Origin of the sequence: Streptomyces venezuelae, from assembly GCF_008642335.1 — a bacterium.
In the GTDB taxonomy this organism is placed as follows: Bacteria; Actinomycetota; Actinomycetes; order Streptomycetales; family Streptomycetaceae; genus Streptomyces; species Streptomyces venezuelae_F.
This window is the reverse complement of sequence record NZ_CP029191.1, coordinates 6543971-6560046: the sequence shown is the minus strand read 5'-3', so window position 1 is coordinate 6560046 and position 16076 is coordinate 6543971. Positions and strand designations below refer to the sequence as shown.

Sequence of the window (16076 nt, the reverse complement as noted above, 5' to 3'; positions counted from 1 at the left end):
CCGACATGACGAACCCCTTCGAGAACCCGGACGGCACGTACGTGGTGCTCGTCAACGACGAGAACCAGCACTCGCTCTGGCCGGTCACCGTGGACGTGCCCGCGGGCTGGACCACCGCGCACCCGAGCGACACGCGCGAGGCCTGCCTGCGGTTCATCGAGGAGAACTGGACCGACATGCGCCCGCGCAGCCTCGCGCAGCGCATGGCCGACAAGTAGCGACGAGCAGCGACAAGCAAGGAGAGAGGGAAGAGCGTGGGGTCCCCGACCGCCCGTCCCGCCGCCGGCCACGACCGTGCGCGCACCGGCTACGACCGTGCGCGGCACGGCATCCACCATCTGCGCCGTGCCGAGGTCATAGCCGATCCCGGGCTCTACTGGAGGGCGATAGCCGAGCTTCCGCCCGTCTTCTACGACGAGGTGGGAGGCGTCTGGGTCTGCTCCGGGTACGCCGAGTCGGTCGAGATCCTCGCCAACCACCGGGCGTTCTCGTCCGCGCGCCACCACTCCCCCGACGACCTGGCGGCGCGCGGCATGAGCGGCATCGTGCCGACCGCCGAGATGTTGTCCGCCCAGTTCCTCTTCAACGATCCGCCGGACCACACCCGGATCAGGAACGCCCTGCGCGCCGAGTTCTCACCGGCAGGACTGCAACGGCACGACCCGGACCTGCGGGCCATCGCCGACCGCGCCCTGGACGCGCTGCCCGACGCCGGGACCATCGACCTGGTGAAGGACTTCGCGGAGCGGCTGCCCGAGCACCTGATGACGCATCTGCTCGGCATGACGGGCCGCGGCGCTGAACTGACCGCGTGGGCCGACGCGTACGAGCGCCTGCTCAGCAGCGTCTCCACGTTCCCCAGCCGTGCCGACCTGGAGACGGTGCCGCTGCTCGACAAGGCGCTCGCCGGGCTGCGCCGGCTGGCCGCCGAACGCCTCGCCGCGCCCGGTGACGACCTCGTGTCCACGCTGGCGACGGCACTGCGGGACGACGGTGCCGACGCACCAGAGGGTGCCGAGACCTCAAACGGTTCGGACGAGCCGTCCGCCGAGCTGCTGCAGCTCGTCGCCGCCAACGCGCTGGTCCTGGTCGCCGGTGGCTACCAGACCCTCACGCACCTGGTCTCCAGCGGGCTGCTGCTGCTCGCCGAGCACCCGGAGCAGCTGCGGCGGCTGCGGGCGGACCCCACGCTCGCCGACTCCGCCGTGGCCGAGGTGCTGCGGCTCGACGGGTCCAGTCAGTACGTGGGGCGGCATGCCGCGCGGGACATCGAGATCGGCGGGGCTCGGATGAAGGCCGGGGACGGAGTCCTCGTCCTGCTCGCCGCGGCCAACCTCGACGCGCGCAAGTTCACCGACCCCACCGCGTTCGACATCACCCGCAGCGAGGGCCGCCACCTCGGCTTCGGCTCCGGGCCGCACTACTGCCTGGGCGCGCCGTTCGCCGAGCGCCTGGCCCGCTGGGCGATCCTCGGCTTCGTCGAGCGCTACGAGCGGTTCGGGCTCTCACCGGTGGAGGCGGACCCGGTGGAGTGGGGGCCGCACTGCAACACGCGTTCGCGGCGCCGGGCGGCGGTGCGCGTGGACCGTACGGCCGGGACCGAGGCCCAGGTGTGCCGGGAACCCGTGGAGCCCGAGGCCGTACCGGCGGCCAAGACGGTCACCGATCTCGAACGGCACCAGATCGTCGCCGAGTGGAACGACACCGGGTCCGACGACGGCGCCGCCCAGATCTGCTGGCAGCTGCTCTTCGAGGAGCGGGCCCGCCTCGCGCCGGACTCCACGGCCGTCGAGGACGAGGGCGTCGTGTACTCGTACGCGGACATCGACGCCCTGGCCAACGGCGCCGCGCACCGGCTGCGCGATCTCGGCGTCGAGCCCGAGACGGTCGTCGCCATCAGCATGGAACGCTCCGTGCGGCTGGTGGTCGCCATCCTGGCGGTCGCCAAGGCCGGGGGCGCCTTCCTGCTTGCCTCCGCCGACTGCCCCGGCGAGCGGCTGCGGACCATGCTGGAGCAGACGTCCGCGCGGCTCGTCGTCGCCGACGACGCCACCGGGGAGCGGATCGCGGCGCTGGGGGTGCCCGCCGACGTCGTACGGCTCGATCCCGCCGCACGCGCCGCCACGCCGCCGATCACCGGTGTCGCGCCGGGCAACACCGCCTACGTCGTGTTCACCAGTGGCACCACGGGCCGGCCGAAGGCCATCGCCAACAGCCATGAGGCGCTGACGAACCTGCACCTGGCGCAGCGCGAGGTGTTCCGGATCCGGCCGCAGGACCGGGTGCTGCAGTTCCTGTCGCTGAATTTCGACGGCATCGTCTCCGAGGCCGTCCTCGCGCTGCTGTGCGGGGCGACGCTCGTCGTCGCCCGGACCGCGCAGCTGACCCCCGGGCCGCCGCTGTCGCGGCTGCTGCGCGAGCGGCGGGTGAGCGTCGCCATCATGACGCCGTCGGTGTGGTCGGTGCTCGCGGACGACGCGCTGCCCAACCTGCGCATCGCGGCCTTCGCGGGCGAGCGGCTGCCCGGCGCGCTGGTCCGCCGCTGGACGGCGCCCGGCCGCAGGCTCCTCAACCTGTACGGTCCGGCCGAGGCGGCGGTCTGGTCGACCTGGCACGAGTGCGCCGGGGAGGACGAACCGCCGATCGGCCGCCCGGTCGCGGGCAAGCGGGTCTACGTCCTGGACGAGGAGCGGCGGCTGCTGCCCGCCGGAAGTCCGGGCGAGCTGTACATCGCGGGGATCGGTGTCGGCCGCTATCTCGGGCGCCCCGACCTGATGGCCGATTCGTTCGTGCCGGACCCGTTCGCGGGGCGGCCGGGACGCTTGATGTACCGGACCGGCGACCTGTGCGTGTGGCGGGAGGACGGCTCCCTGGAGTACGTCGGGCGCCGCGACCGGCAGGTCAAGATCCGGGGCCAGCGGGTCGAACTGTACGAAGTCGAGCGGGTGTTGGAGAAGGCGCCGGGGGTCTCCGCCTGCCACGCCGTGGAGCGTGACGGCCGGCTGCACGCGTTCGTCGTGCCCGAAAGTCCGGGCTCCTGGGACGAGCAGGCGGTACGCCGTCATCTCGCCGAGCGCCTGCACGGCGGCATGATCCCGACGGCGTTCACCGTCACGGACCAACTGCCGCTCACCTCGAACGGCAAGGTGGGGCAGGCGGAGGAGACGGCCGCCACGAGCACGGCCGGGCCCGCCCCGGTTCCGGCGGCTCCGGCCCCCGTAACCACGGTGCCCGCCCCCGTTGTCACGGGCGGATCCACCCGTGTCACCTGGGAGTTGGCCCGGCTGTTCTCGTCGTGTCTGCGTGTACCGCAGGTGCGGGTGAAGCTGGACACCGACTTCTTCTCCGCGGGCGGCGACTCGCTGGCCATGGCGGAGTTCATGGCGGCCGCCGAGGACCGCTTCGGCATGGTGATCGACATACAGCGACTGCTCGACGAGCCGACCCTGGCCGGACTGGTGCAGCTGGTGAGCGAGGGGCGTACGGCTCAGTGAACGACGGAACGACACAGACCGGCACCGCGGAGCACGTGCGGTCGACAGTCCAAGCTCCGGTGGTCCAGGCGTGGGGCGACGGGACGGGCACGGCCGCGAGGACCGTCGTCATCGTGCACGGCTCCGTGGACCGCGCCGACACCTTCCGCCGCGTCGTCGACCACCTGCCGGGCCGCGCCGTGCTCGGTTACGACCGGCGCGGCTGGGGCGCGTCCCGACCGCTCGGCGGCGCGGACGTCGACTTCGGCGTGCACGTGGACGACCTCCGCACGGTCCTGGCGGACCTGGACGGGCCGCCGGTCGTGCTCGGCCACAGTTACGGCGCCCTCGTGGCGCTGGCCGCCGCGGCCGCGGACCCGTCGCGCGTCGCCGGCATCGTCGCCGTCGAACCCCCGGTGCGCTGGCTGCCGTGGTGGCCCGTCGACGACCCGTGGGAGCGGACCGTGCGCGGCGCCGCCGCCGAGGGCGGCCCGGAGCAGGCGACGCGGGCCATGCTCACCGAACTGCTCGGCCCGGCAAGCCGGTTGCACCTCGCCCGTGCGCGGCCCTCCGACCTCGCCGCGGACGGGGCCGCCCTCATCGCCGAGATGACGGACCCGACGGTCGACGTGCCGGCCCTCGATCCGCTGACGTTCCCCCTGCCCACCGTGGTGGCGGCCGGATCGCGGTCGGCCCCGCACCACGTGGAGGTGGCACGGCGGCTCGCCGAGCTGCTGCCGCACGGACGGTTCGAGGAGATCTCCGGCGCGGGGCACGCCGCACACGTCAGCCACCCGCGGGAACTGGCCCGCCTGGTCCACGACACCGACACGATCATCGACACGATCGAGGAGCAACACCGATGATGCCCACCGCACTCGAGAACGCCGTCTACGGACTGCTCTCCACTCCGGTGCTCCACACCGCCGTCGAGCACGGCGTGTTCACCTCCCTCATCGAGGACGGTCCGGGCACCGTCGCGCGGCTCGCCGAGCGCCTCGACGTCGACGAGGACACCTTGGAGCGCATGCTGCTCGTCCTGACGTCCCTCGGCGTCGTCACCCGCGCCGCGGATGGCGCGTACGCGCTGACCGCCGAGGCCGAGCCGTTCCTCGACCCCCGCAACAGCCGCTATTTGGGCGGCTTCATCAAGCACCTCACGGAGGAGACCCAGGGCCGCCTCGGCCGCCTCGACTCCTACCTCACCGAGGGGAAGCCGGCCACGGAGGCGTCCCCGTTCGACGACGTGTACCGGGACGCCGAGTCGCTGCGCGCCTTCATGCGCGCCATGTGGGACCTGAGCTTCGGCGTCTCGAGGGAGCTCGCCCCGCTCGCCGGGATGGCGGGGACGAAGCACCTCGTGGACGTCGGCGGGGCCACGGGGCCGTTCGCCGTGGCGGCGCTGCTCACCGACCCCGCGCTGCGCGCCACCGTCTTCGACATGCCCGCGGTCGGCCCGCTGGTCGGCGAGGACGCCGAGGCACGGCCGGTCGCCGACCGCCTCGACTTCGTGGGCGGCGACTTCTTCGCGGACGAGCTCCCGCGGGGCGACTGCCTCGCCTTCGGCTACATCCTCTCCGACTGGGACGACGACACCTGCGTCGAGCTGCTGGAGAAGGCGCACCGCGCGTGCGTCGCGCCCGGCCGGGTCCTCATCATGGACCGGCTCTTCGAGGACGACCGCACCGGCCCGCTGGCCACCGCCGCGATGAACCTCGTGATGCACGTCGAGATGGCCGGACGGCACCGTACGGCCGCCGAGTTCATCGCGCTCCTCGAACGAGCCGGGTTCGCGGACTGCGAGGTACGCCGGTCCGGCGGCGAGAAGCACGTGGTCATCGGCCACAAGCGGTAGCGCCTGCCGCGGAGTCGCCCACCATGCCCGCGGTCAGGGTGGTGCCGTCTCCCGGGTCGACGAGGATGAACGAACCGGTGCGGCGCGAGTCGGCGTAGGAGTCGAGGGGCAGCGGCTCGGCGGTGCGCAGCCGCACCCGTCCGATGTCGTTGGCGACGAGCCGGCCGGGGTGCGGATGCGGGGACAGGTCGTCGAGAGTGAGCAGGGACGGGATGTCCTTGACGATGGCCTTGACCGTTCGGGTGCCGTGTCTGAGCAGTACCCGGTGGCCGACGGTCAGCGGCGCGTCGGCCACGTGGCAGACGGTCGCCGTCACGTCCTGCGTCAGCGCGGGCGCGGCCGCGCTCGGCACGATGAGGTCGCCGCGCGAGACGTCCACGTCGTCCTGGAGCAGGACCGTCACCGACTGCGTCGGCCACGCCGCGTCGACCGGCTCGCCCAGCAGGTCGATGCCGGAGATCCGCGTGGTCCGGCCGGACGGCAGGACGGTGACGTCGTCGCCGACGCGGAACGTACCGGCGTCGATCCTGCCCGCGTAGCCGCGGTAGTCCGGGTGCTCGGCGGTCCGCGGGCGGATCACGTACTGCACGGGGAGGCGGCCGGCGCGGGTCGCCGGGTCCTGGCCGACGGGCACGGTCTCCAGGTGCTCCAGGACGGTCGGGCCGCCGTACCAGTCCATGTGCGCGGACGGCTCCACCACGTTGTCCCCGGCCAGCGCGGAGATCGGGATCGCGGTGACCTCGGGAACACCGAGCCCGGTCGCGTACGCGGTGAACTCCTCGGCGATCGCGGCGAAGACGGACTCCGCGTACCCGACGAGGTCCATCTTGTTGACGGCGACGACGACGTGCGGGACGCGCAGGAGGGCGGCGATGGCGGTGTGGCGGCGGGTCTGCTCGACGACGCCGTTGCGGGCGTCGACCAGGATCACCGTGAGCTCGGCCGTGGAGGCGCCGGTGACCATGTTCCGCGTGTACTGCACGTGGCCCGGCGTGTCGGCCAGGATGAACCGGCGCCGCGCCGTCGCGAAGTAGCGGTACGCGACGTCGATCGTGATGCCCTGCTCCCGTTCGGCGCGCAGGCCGTCCGTGAGGAGGGCGAGGTCGGGGGCGTCGGCGCCCCGGCTCGCGGAGGCGCGCTCCACGGCCTCAAGCTGGTCGGCCAGGACCGACTTGGAGTCGTGCAACAGCCGTCCTACGAGGGTGGACTTGCCGTCGTCGACGGAACCGGCGGTGGCGAAGGACAGCGTGTCGACGGTGGTGCGGGCCGTGCCCGCCGTCCCAGTGCGAACGCTCATCAGAAGTACCCCTCGCGCTTCCGGTCCTCCATCGCGGCCTCGGACATCTTGTCGTCGGCGCGGGTCGCGCCGCGCTCGGTGAGGCGGGACGCGGCGATCTCGGTGATGACGGCGTCCAGCGTGGTGGCGTCGGAGTCCACCGCGCCGGTGCAGGACATGTCACCGACGGTCCGGTAGCGCACCCGGCGCCTCTCGACCGTCTCCCCCTCCTTGGGCCCACCCCACTCGCCCGCCGTCAGCCACATCCCCGAGCGCTGGAACACCTCACGCTCATGGGCGAAGTAGATCCCGGGCAGCTCGATCTCCTCGCGGGCGATGTACTGCCACACGTCCAGCTCGGTCCAGTTGGAGAGCGGAAACACGCGGACGTGCTCGCCGGGCGCGTGCCGCCCGTTGTACAGGTTCCACAGCTCCGGCCGCTGGCGGCGCGGGTCCCACTGCGAGAACTCGTCCCGCAGCGAGAACACGCGCTCCTTCGCGCGCGCCTTCTCCTCGTCCCGCCGCCCGCCCCCGAACACCGCGTCGAACCGCTCGCTCTGGATCTTCTCCGTCAACGGCAGCGTCTGGAGCGGGTTGCGGGTCCCGTCAGGACGCTCCTTCAGGACGCCGCGGTCGATGTACTCCTGCACGGAGGCGACGTGCAGCCGCAGCCCATGCCGGGCCACCGCCCGGTCGCGGTACTCAAGGACCTCGGGGAAGTTGTGCCCGGTGTCGACGTGCAGCAGCGCGAACGGCACCGGCGCCGGCGTGAACGCCTTCAGCGCCAGATGCAGCATGACGATGGAGTCCTTGCCGCCGGAGAAGAGGATCACCGGGTTCTCGAACTCGCCCGCCACCTCGCGCAGGATGTGCACGGCCTCCGACTCCAGCACGTCCAGGTGCGAGAGGTGGGGTGTGCCGCCGGTCGGCAGCCCGGCAGTCGTCGACGCGACCGTGGTCATATGAGCCCCCGTTCGGTGAGCATGAGGTGGACGCCGTCCGCCGATACCGAGACCGGCTCGCGGTGCGTGTGCAGGCGCAGGTCGGGACGCTCGGGCGCCTCGTAGGGGTCGTCCACGCCGGTCAGTCCCTGCAGGGCTCCGGCGGCCTGTCTGGCGTACAGGCCCTTCACGTCCCGTACCGAGCAGACCTCCACGGGCGCCGCGACGTGGATCTCCAGGTATGGGATGCGCGCGAGGTCGTGGCGGAGCCGGACGCTCTCGCGGTTGGCCCGGTAGGGCGCGATGACCGGCACCAGCACGATGACGCCGTTGCGGGCGAGCACCTCGGCGACCATGCCGATCCGTCGTACGTGCGTGTCGCGGTCCTCGCGGGAGAAGCCGAGCCCCGCCGAGAGGTGGGAGCGCGTCTCGTCCCCGTCGAGGACCTCGACCCGGTGGCCCTCGGCGCGCAGGCGGGTGGCCAGTTCCCGGGCGACGCTGCTCTTTCCCGCGCTGGGCAGTCCGGTGAGCCAGACGGTGCAGCCGGTGCGGTGGCGCACCCGCGACGACGGCGGGGAGGCGACGACGACCGGTGTCTCGGCGCCGACCGCCGGGGCGCTTTCGGTCCGCGCGGCGCAGAGGATCGACCGTGCGATGTCCGCGGCCTGCTGCCGGATCTCCGGGACGGCGGTGGTCTCCCACAGTTCGCCGCGCCGGTGCGCGCCGAGCGTCCACAACGAGCGGTATCCGTCGCGGGACCGCAGCTGTCCGCCGGGGGTGGCCGCGAAGCCCATGCCCAGCGGCCCCGGCAGGGCGAGCCCGGACGACAGCAGGCAGGTCAGCAGGGGGTCGTCGGATTCGGCCGGGCGAAGGCCCGGCCCGGAACAGTCGACCACCCAGCCGACCCGCACGGGCGCCGAGCCCTCCGGTGTGACGGTCAGCGCGTCCGGGTCGATCCGGGTCTCGGCGGCGTCACCCACGTGCACGCGCAGCCGCCGGGCGGTCCTGAGCCGGGTCACCGCCTCCGCCGTCTCGGGGGCCATCCGGTGCCGGAGCACGTTCCACCGGGGCCGGTCGGTGCGCAGGAACTGCGCCCGCTGCTCTTCCCCCAGCGCGCCCCACAGGCGGGCGGTCAGCGGCCGCAGGCCGTCGACGGCCGGACGCCAGTCGCCGTGTACGCGCGTCACCTGCCGGATGTGGCGCAGGACCGCCGCACGCAGCGGCCGCAGCGGCAGGCCCTCCAGGGGTTCGGCGGGTGGCACGGGTGGCAGCGGTGCGACGGCGTGGGCCCGGGGCAGCAGGCCGTGGCGGGAGAGCAGGTGGATGGTGCGGCCGGGGCGGGCGAGGGTCATCGCGACGTCCACGGCGGTGAGGCCGCTGCCGACGAGCAGGACGTCCGCGTCGTCGGCGAGCGGTCCCGCAAGCGCGTCGGGGGCCCACGGGTCGCTCACGAACCTTTTGGACGCGCGGAGTTCGGGCGACGCCCACGGGGAGCGGGCGGTCAGGGGGCCGGTGGCGAGAACCACGCTGTCGGCGGTGAGCCGGTCGCCGTCGGCGAGGGTCAGCCGGGCGCGGTCGCCGTGCCAGGCGCAGGCCGTCGCGCGGGTGTGCAGCCGCCGGTAGGTGACCAGGCCGCCCGCCCGGTCGACGGCGGCGGCCGAGGTGGCGGCGAGGTAGTCGCCGTAGTGGCGCCGGGGGACGAAGGAGCGGGCGGTCGCGGAGGCGTCGCGGTTCCGGACGAGCCAGTCGACGAAGTGGCCGGGCCGGTCCGGGAGGCAACTCATGTTCCCGGCGGGCACGTTGAGGAGGTGCCGCGGGTCGTCCGTGGCGAAGGCCACGCCCGCGCCGGTCCGCGGGCCCGGGTCGACCAGGGTGATCCGCACCGGCCTGCGGCGCCGGACCGCCTCTTCGGCGGCGTGGATGACGACCATGGTTCCGGCGGCGCCGGCGCCGACCACCACGAGTCTGTGCGGGGCTTGTGCGCGTGTGCTGGAGAGCATCTGCACCTCCGCGAGGGATTGTCCACCAATTCGATAGGTTATATGCCAGGGGGTGGGCGCGGCGCTCCCGACGGTTCGTCAAATGACGGGAAGCAGCGGCAGGTTGACCGAAAGCGACCTGGCGTGGCCCCGACCGACCCACGGAGGCTGATGCGTATGCGGATCACTGCCCGGACGGACTATGCGATACGGGCGATGGCCGAACTGGCCGGCAGTCCGCAGTCGCCGCAGAAGGCCGAGCAGCTGTCCGAGTCGCAGGGCATACCGGTGCGTTTCCTGCTGGCGATCCTGCGCGAGCTGCGCCAGCACCGTCTCGTGCACAGCAGTCGCGGCCCCGACGGCGGATACCGGCTCGCAAGGCCGCCCGAGGAGATCTCCCTCGCCGACATCATCCGGGCCATCGACGGTTCGCTGGCGAACTTCCGCGACCTCAAGCTCAGCGAGCTCGACTACCCGGGCCCGGCGGCGGCGCTGCCGGACGTGTGGCGTGCGGTCCGGGTGAGCCTGCGCCAGGTACTGGAACGGGTGACGCTCGCCGACCTGGCGGCCGGCGAGCTGCCACCCTCGGTCAAGCAGCAGGCACAGGAGTACCGGGAGGACGTCAGGTACCCGCCCGCCTAGGGCCTGTGCCGGGCTCAGGCCGCCTTGTCCTCGCGGCGTGCCGTCACCGCTTCCCTGCGTCCCCCGCGGTGCTGGCCGGAGGGGCCGGACTGCCGGGTGCGTCCGGCGTGTCCCGGGATCAGGCGCAGGTGGCGCCGGTGGCGGCCGGAGGGCGGTGAAGCCTCTGCTTCGAGACGGCTCTCGATCCGGTCCATACCGATCAGGAGCAGTCCCATGACCGGCAACAACAAGAGAGCAACTATCAACATCTGCGGCAACCTCCCCGCGGCGTCCCCTCCCGGTTGCCCCTCCGGGGCATCTTCACCGGTCCCGAGATGTGAAGGTCCCGCAACGCTCCCCGGCCGGCCCCACCCGGCAGGGGTGAGGGCGCCGGACCACGTTTCATTCGCGCCGACGCGAGCATGCGGCTACCACGCGTTACACAGAGCACTGATGCCGATGCCGCTTGCGGCGGAGAGGAACCGCGCGATGACCGACAGAGTCCCGGCCCCGGGGAGCCCGAACAGCCCCGTCTCCGTCGCCCGCCTCCTGGACTGCGCGGTGGAGGGCAGCGACGGACCGATCGGCAAGGTCGACCCGGTCTCGGAGGAAGTGGCGCCCGACCACATCGTCGTCGACACCGGCGGGACGCTCCTGAGCAAGAAGGTCCTGCTGCCCCTCTGGGTCGTCTCGCACGTCGACGAGGCGACCCGTACCGTCCACGTGCCCCACACGAAGGACCACGTCAGGGACGCCCCGCGATTCGACAGGGACCTGCGGGTCACCGACCCGAGCTATCGGGCCCGGATCGACGCGCACTACACCGGGCAGCCGGGGAGCTGACTCCCCCGCCGCACCGGGACGACCGAAAGAAACCTATAGTTTCCGGGTGTATTCGCGAATAGACCGCAGCATGGAGCGCGCCGCGTGGCGTCGGCCACGGGTGCTCCTGTGGGCCGGGGCGGGTGTGGTGGCCCTCGGGCTGCTCATCGCCCTGGAGGTCGCCGCCCGTCACTACGGCGGCGAGCCGGGCCCCCTAACCAACCAGGCGCGCGAAGTGCTGTTCCCGCCCAAACCGGGGCCGCTCTACGGCGGCCTCGCGCTGATGATGGTGGTGCTCACCTGGCGGCAGAGGTTCATCGCCGCCGGTGCCGCGATCGGCATCGACGCCGTCTTCGTGCTGGTGCGGTGGGCGGTCGACGCCGACGTGCCGGAAGGGCAGTTCTTCGGCAACGGCGCGCTCTGGGCCATGCTGGGCTGCGCGGTCTTCGCGATCACCCGCCGCACCGGCGAGCAGCGCGTCCTGCTCCTGAAGGGCGTCGCCCTGGGGCTGCTCCTCGTGGCCGGCCGCAAGACCGGTGACACCTGGCTGCTCATCACGGCCAAGACCCACCCGACCGTCCTCGATCCGTACGTGGCCGTCGCCGACCACGCCCTGGGCAACCCGTCGTGGCTCGCGGGCCGGCTCCTGGACGCCGGCGGTCCCGTCGTCAGGAACGTGACGGACCTCGTCTACGCGCAGCTCGCGGTCGCCGCGGTCGTCGTCGCCCTGTACCAGCTGCGCAACGTGTCCATCGAGGGCCGCTTCCCGCGCCACCACCTGGTGCGCACGTTCCTGCTGATCGGCCTCATCGGACCCGCCTTCTACATGATCTTCCCGGTGGTCGGCCCGATCTTCGCGTACGGCCCCGGCACCTCGGGCACGGGCGGCCTCCAGTGGGCGGTGGCCGACCTGTGGCCGCACACCCCGCCGCAGATCACCGCCCCGCACCCGGTGCCGTACGACGGGATCACCCCGCGCAACTGCATGCCCAGCCTGCACACGGCATGGGCCACGGCGATCTTCATCCACTCCCGCAAGGGGCCGCGCTGGCTCCGGTACGCGGGCACCTTCTGGCTCGTCGCGACGCTCACCGCGACGCTGGGCTTCGGCTACCACTACGGCGTGGACCTCCTCGCGGGCGTGGTGTTCTCGCTCACGGTCGAGGCGGGTCTGCGCACGTTCGACCGCGGCTGGGACCGGTCCGGGGTCCGCCTCGTCGCCTACGGCACCGCCGTGTTCGCCGCGCTCCTCGCCTCGTACCGCTTCCTGCCGGTGGAGATGGCCGAACACCCGTGGGTGGCCGGCCCCCTCGTCGTCCTCGCGATGCTCTCGGTGATCTACGTGTACGTGCGGACCACGCGCATGTGGGACGCGCGGCCCGAGCCGGTGCGGCTGCCCCGGCAGGCGGACCCCGCGCCCGAGCTCGTGTGAGTCACACGGTCGGCGGCCTGTCGTGGCGCAGGTCGGCGAAGAGCCGGGGGGCCTTCTTCGGGTCCCACTTCAGGACGTTGCCCTTGGACGTGGGGATGCCGATGCCGGAGACGGGCACGTTGAGCCGCCTGCCGTGTCCGCCCGAGACGCTCTGCACGGCGCGGAACATCCGGCTCAGATCGCGCAGGCTCATGTCCTCGTCGACGATGAGCGTGTCGAGTCCGGCCTGCGCGGCCGGGCCGATCCGCGTGGGGTCGAAGAGCGTGTCGGGGCGTGCCGCCTGGTGGGCGAGGGTCGACAGGAGCTTCTGCTGGTTCTTCGACCTGCCCAGGTCGCCCTCCCGCTCCTGGTGGCGCTGGCGGACGTAGGCGAGCGCCTGCTTGCCGTTCAGGGTGTGGCAGCCCTTGCGCAGGTCGGCGCCCGACTTCTCGTCCTTGATGTCGCGGTCCAGGCACATCCGTACGCCGCCGATGGCATCGACGATGTTCACGAACCCGGCGAAGCCGATCTCCGCGTAGTGATCGACGCGCAGGCCGGTGTTCCGCTCGACGGTGTGCGCGAGGAGCTCGGGGCCGCCGTAGGAGAAGGCGGCGTTCAGCTTGTCCCCTTCCGAGCGCTTCGTCTTGCCCGTCGTCGTGTCGAGGCGGCCGGGCAGGGTGACCCAGGAGTCGCGCGGCAGGCTGACCATCGTCGCGCCGTTGGCCCCGGTGTGCAGCAGCATCATCGAGTCGGTGCGCCGTCCGCCGCCCCCGCCCGCGTGCAGGTCCTTCACGTCGTCCTCGGAGAGCCCGTCGCGGCTGTCCGAGCCCACGATGAGGTAGTTGGTGCCCTCGCCGGGCGGCGGTCGGTCGCCGTACGCGCCGAGGTCGACGTCGCGCTGGAGGCGGGTCTCGGCCCAGCCGTACGTGCCGCCCGCCGCGACGACCGCGGCGGCCAGCAGGACGAGCACCGTCCGCCGCAGGCGCCTGCGCCTCCTCGGTCTGCGGGCGTGGGCGCGCCGTGGCCCGTAGCGGGAACTGGGGCGCTCGGCGAACCGCTCCCGCGTGACCGTGGGGTCCGTCTGTGTCATGTCCGGCTCCCTTGCAGACTCGGCCGCTCCTCCTCGGGCGGCGGGGGCGGTGCCTCGACCAGATAGGGGTCGGCCGTGCCCGCCCGTTTCATGCTGTGCCACTTCAGACGGGTGCCGAGCAGCGCCGTCGTCACGGAGTGGATGACCACCAGGTACATCAGCTGCCGGTAGACGAGCTGCTGCAGCGGCAGCGCCCACAGGACCCGCAGCCGTTCGCGGTCGAGCCGCAGCGCGTACGCGGCGGTGACCAGCTGCACGGAGAGGAACCCGAACCAGACGAGGGCCGCCTCCACGGGGTCGCGGAACACCGCGCCGAACAGGGCGAACAGGTCGACGACGGGTGCGCACAGCGGCAGCACGATCTGGAACAGCGTGACGTAGAGCGCCACGCGGCGCCCGAAGCGTCCCGCGGGGCCGAGCTCCGTCAGCGCGCGGCGGTGCTTCCACATCGACTGGAGGGTGCCGTAGCACCAGCGGTAGCGCTGGCGCCACAGCTGCCTGATCGTGGTCGGCACCTCGGTCCAGGCGACCGCCGACTCCTCGTACACGACGCGCCACCCCGCCCGCCAGAGCGCCATCGTGAGGTCGGTGTCCTCGGCGAGGGTCTCGTCACTGACACCGCCGACGCCCATCAGCGCGTCCCTGCGGAAGGCGCCGATCGCCCCCGGCACGGTCGGCATGCACTCCAGGACCTCGAACATCCGCCGGTCCAGGTTGAAGCCGAGTACGTACTCCAGGTGCTGCCACTTGCCGAGGAGGCGGCGCCGGTTGCCGACCTTGGTGTTGCCGCTGACCGCGCCGACCGCCGGGTGGGCGAGCGGCTGCACGAGGCGGGCCAGGGCCTCGGGTTCGAAGATGGTGTCCGCGTCGACCATCACGACGATGTCGTGCCGTGCGTACGCCAGGCCGGTGTTGAGGGCGCTCGGCTTGCCGCCGTTGGGCTGCCGGATCACCGTCACCCGCGGGTCGGCGTCGGCGATGGACTCGGCGATGTCGGCGGTGGCGTCGGTGGAGCCGTCGTCGACGACGATGATCTGGAAGTGCGGGTAGGTCGAGGCGAGCAGCGAGTACACGGTGGAGGCGATGCCCGCCTCCTCGTTGTACGCGGGCACCAGGACCGTCACCGGCTCCCGCACCTCGCGCAGCCGGGGCGCTCCGGGCCGGTACCGGTGCAGCCTGCGCACGTGGAGCCGGGCGAACACCGCGAACAGGAGCATCCGCAGGACGCCGAGCACGCCGGTGAGGGTGAGCGCCCACACCATCACGGTGAGGAAGGCGTGCCCGAGCTGCTGCGTCCACACCAGACCCTCGCCCTTGACCTCCTGCGCGACGGGGACCTCGGCGTTGAACGAGGCCCTGCCGAGGCCGCCGCTGATGGTGGTGAACCGCTTCACGCGGTGGTCCCGCAGCAGGTCCTGGGCCTCGTGGTAGCCGAGGTCGGTCTGGCTGTGCTGGGTCACCACGCCCCGCCACGGCTTGCGGTCCTTGTGGTCGGAGGCGACCACCAGGTAGCCCTGGTCCGCCGCCCGCTTCGCGGCGGGCCACTCGGGGCCGCAGAGCGTGTCGGCGGCCGTGGTGTGCGGCAGCCGCAGCAGCGTCGTGTTGACGCCGGTCGTGCCCGCGAGCGCGGTCTGGGTGAGGGACAGTTCGAGGCGGGCGCGCAGCGGCGACGCGACACCGAGGTCACCGCCGCTGTACGTGTACGAGCCGATCTCGTGGCCCTCGTACAGGATCCGCCGCATCAGCCCGGGATGTTCGGCGGCGTCCTTCCCGTACACGAAGAAGGTGGCCCGTGCGTGGTGCCTGCGCAGGAGGTCGAGCAGGCGCGGTGTCCACACCGGGTCGGGTCCGCCGTCGAAGGTGATCGCGGCGGTGCCGGGCGGCATGGCCGCGGTGGTGACGCCGTCCGGGGAGAACCGCAGCAGGGGCTTGCCGTCGTCGGCGGTGCGCGGGATCGGGCGGGTGCACGGCGGTTTGGCGCGCGCGGCGTCGACCTGGTGGGTCGTCCAGCCCTCGAAGAGGAGGGCGACGGCGACGACCAGGAGGACGAGCAGGAGCACGAGCCAGTGTCCGCGTGGGGGGCGACGGACAGCGGCGCGCCGGCTCACTGCGCCGCGCCTCCGGCCGGCACTGCGCCGGATCTGCCGGTGGGCGGCCGGTGGCGGTCGCCGCCGTCGCCGTGGCGCGCACTCGTCCCTGCGCCCGTGGACGTACTCGTCCCGTTCGTGCTCGGCGGGTGCGTGCCGACGGGCTCGCGGAGGCCGTCGGCCAGCGATCCGACGAACAGCAGATAGCCGAGGCAGGCGCAGCCGACGAGCAGCGCCATGCCCTGCAGCGCGCGTCTGCGCAGTCCCGACTCGTCGATGAAGACGGGCAGTTGTGGCTCGGCGGCGGCTTCGGGACGTCGCGTCACCGGCGCCGCGCGCGCCGTGTGCGGTGTGCCGGCTATGTGGGGGGTGCCTTGCACTGGTGCTCCTGATCTGCGGCCGCGCCACGCGCGGCTCTTTGTATGTGGGGGTCCCCGACCCTACTCGGGGACCCACGGCCCGGGGCAACAGGACGATCAGGGAGGCCAGTCGGGGCGAAAAGGCGCAGACCGGCCCAGAGG

14 protein-coding genes and 1 pseudogene are annotated in these 16076 nt (G+C 72.7%); 7 read left to right on the top strand and 8 right to left on the bottom strand.

The window, feature by feature from the left end:
• Positions 1–5: 5 nt before the first annotated feature.
• Genes DEJ49_RS29415 through DEJ49_RS29400 form a run of 4 tightly spaced genes read left to right on the top strand, consistent with a single transcriptional unit; the run spans position 6 to position 5328 of the window.
• Positions 6–218, top strand: a complete 213-nt coding sequence (locus DEJ49_RS29415; RefSeq protein ID WP_150186903.1) for an MbtH family protein — start codon at positions 6–8, stop codon at positions 216–218.
• A gap of 36 nt (positions 219–254) precedes the next feature.
• On the top strand, positions 255–3494 hold the full coding sequence (locus tag DEJ49_RS29410; protein ID WP_150186902.1) for an amino acid adenylation domain-containing protein: 3240 nt from the start codon (positions 255–257) through the stop codon (positions 3492–3494).
• A gap of 35 nt (positions 3495–3529) precedes the next feature.
• Complete coding sequence (locus DEJ49_RS29405) at positions 3530–4339, top strand: alpha/beta fold hydrolase (RefSeq protein WP_190329481.1); 810 nt, start codon at positions 3530–3532, stop codon at positions 4337–4339.
• On the top strand, positions 4339–5328 hold the full coding sequence (locus DEJ49_RS29400; RefSeq protein WP_223833037.1) for an acetylserotonin O-methyltransferase: 990 nt from the start codon (positions 4339–4341) through the stop codon (positions 5326–5328). Before DEJ49_RS29405 ends, DEJ49_RS29400 begins: the two co-directional genes overlap by 1 nt.
• Here DEJ49_RS29400 and DEJ49_RS29395 read toward each other — a convergent pair.
• From DEJ49_RS29395 to DEJ49_RS36560, 4 genes and pseudogenes are all read right to left on the bottom strand, one after another.
• Positions 5309–6625: a sulfate adenylyltransferase subunit 1 gene (locus DEJ49_RS29395; RefSeq protein ID WP_150186899.1), complete on the bottom strand. Its 1317-nt coding sequence runs from the start codon at positions 6623–6625 to the stop codon at positions 5309–5311. The two genes, DEJ49_RS29400 and DEJ49_RS29395, sit on opposite strands and share 20 nt — an antisense overlap.
• On the bottom strand, positions 6625–7566 hold the full coding sequence (gene cysD, locus DEJ49_RS29390) for a sulfate adenylyltransferase subunit CysD (RefSeq protein WP_150186898.1): 942 nt from the start codon (positions 7564–7566) through the stop codon (positions 6625–6627). The genes DEJ49_RS29395 and cysD overlap by 1 nt, the downstream gene beginning before the upstream one ends.
• Positions 7563–8105: an adenylyl-sulfate kinase gene (cysC, locus tag DEJ49_RS36565; protein WP_223833244.1), complete on the bottom strand. Its 543-nt coding sequence runs from the start codon at positions 8103–8105 to the stop codon at positions 7563–7565. Before cysC ends, cysD begins: the two co-directional genes overlap by 4 nt.
• A 759-nt stretch (positions 8106–8864) precedes the next feature.
• A pseudogene (locus DEJ49_RS36560) lies at positions 8865–9545 on the bottom strand (FAD/NAD(P)-binding protein); the annotation flags it as partial.
• Between the two features lie 156 nt (positions 9546–9701).
• Here DEJ49_RS36560 and DEJ49_RS29380 point away from each other — a divergent pair.
• Positions 9702–10166, top strand: a complete 465-nt coding sequence (locus DEJ49_RS29380) for an RrF2 family transcriptional regulator (protein ID WP_150186896.1) — start codon at positions 9702–9704, stop codon at positions 10164–10166.
• A 14-nt stretch (positions 10167–10180) separates the two neighbouring features.
• On the opposite strand, the gene DEJ49_RS29375 is transcribed toward DEJ49_RS29380, so the two are convergent.
• The gene (locus DEJ49_RS29375) at positions 10181–10414 is read right to left on the bottom strand and encodes a hypothetical protein (RefSeq protein WP_150186895.1); all 234 of its coding nucleotides are present in this window, start codon (positions 10412–10414) and stop codon (positions 10181–10183) included.
• Between the two features lie 220 nt (positions 10415–10634).
• Between DEJ49_RS29375 and DEJ49_RS29370 the strand changes: the two genes are divergently transcribed.
• Positions 10635–10988 (top strand): PRC-barrel domain containing protein, encoded by a 354-nt coding sequence (locus DEJ49_RS29370; RefSeq protein WP_150186894.1) that lies wholly within the window; start codon positions 10635–10637, stop codon positions 10986–10988.
• Positions 10989–11058: 70 nt separating this feature from the next.
• A complete protein-coding gene (locus tag DEJ49_RS29365) occupies positions 11059–12399 on the top strand; it encodes a phosphatase PAP2 family protein (protein ID WP_150188549.1) in 1341 nt (446 codons plus the stop codon).
• A 1-nt stretch (position 12400) separates the two neighbouring features.
• Here the strand turns inward: DEJ49_RS29365 and DEJ49_RS29360 are convergent, their stop codons facing one another.
• Genes DEJ49_RS29360 through DEJ49_RS29350 form a run of 3 tightly spaced genes read right to left on the bottom strand, consistent with a single transcriptional unit; the run spans position 12401 to position 15935 of the window.
• Positions 12401–13468 carry an LCP family protein gene (locus DEJ49_RS29360; RefSeq protein ID WP_150186893.1) on the bottom strand — a complete coding sequence of 356 codons (1068 nt, stop codon included), beginning with the start codon at positions 13466–13468 and terminating at the stop codon, positions 12401–12403.
• Entirely contained in the window at positions 13465–15576 is a 2112-nt protein-coding gene (locus tag DEJ49_RS29355) for a bifunctional polysaccharide deacetylase/glycosyltransferase family 2 protein (RefSeq protein WP_150186892.1), read from the bottom strand. Before DEJ49_RS29355 ends, DEJ49_RS29360 begins: the two co-directional genes overlap by 4 nt.
• A complete protein-coding gene (locus DEJ49_RS29350) occupies positions 15573–15935 on the bottom strand; it encodes a hypothetical protein (protein ID WP_150186891.1) in 363 nt (120 codons plus the stop codon). The genes DEJ49_RS29355 and DEJ49_RS29350 overlap by 4 nt, the downstream gene beginning before the upstream one ends.
• Positions 15936–16076 lie beyond the last annotated feature (141 nt).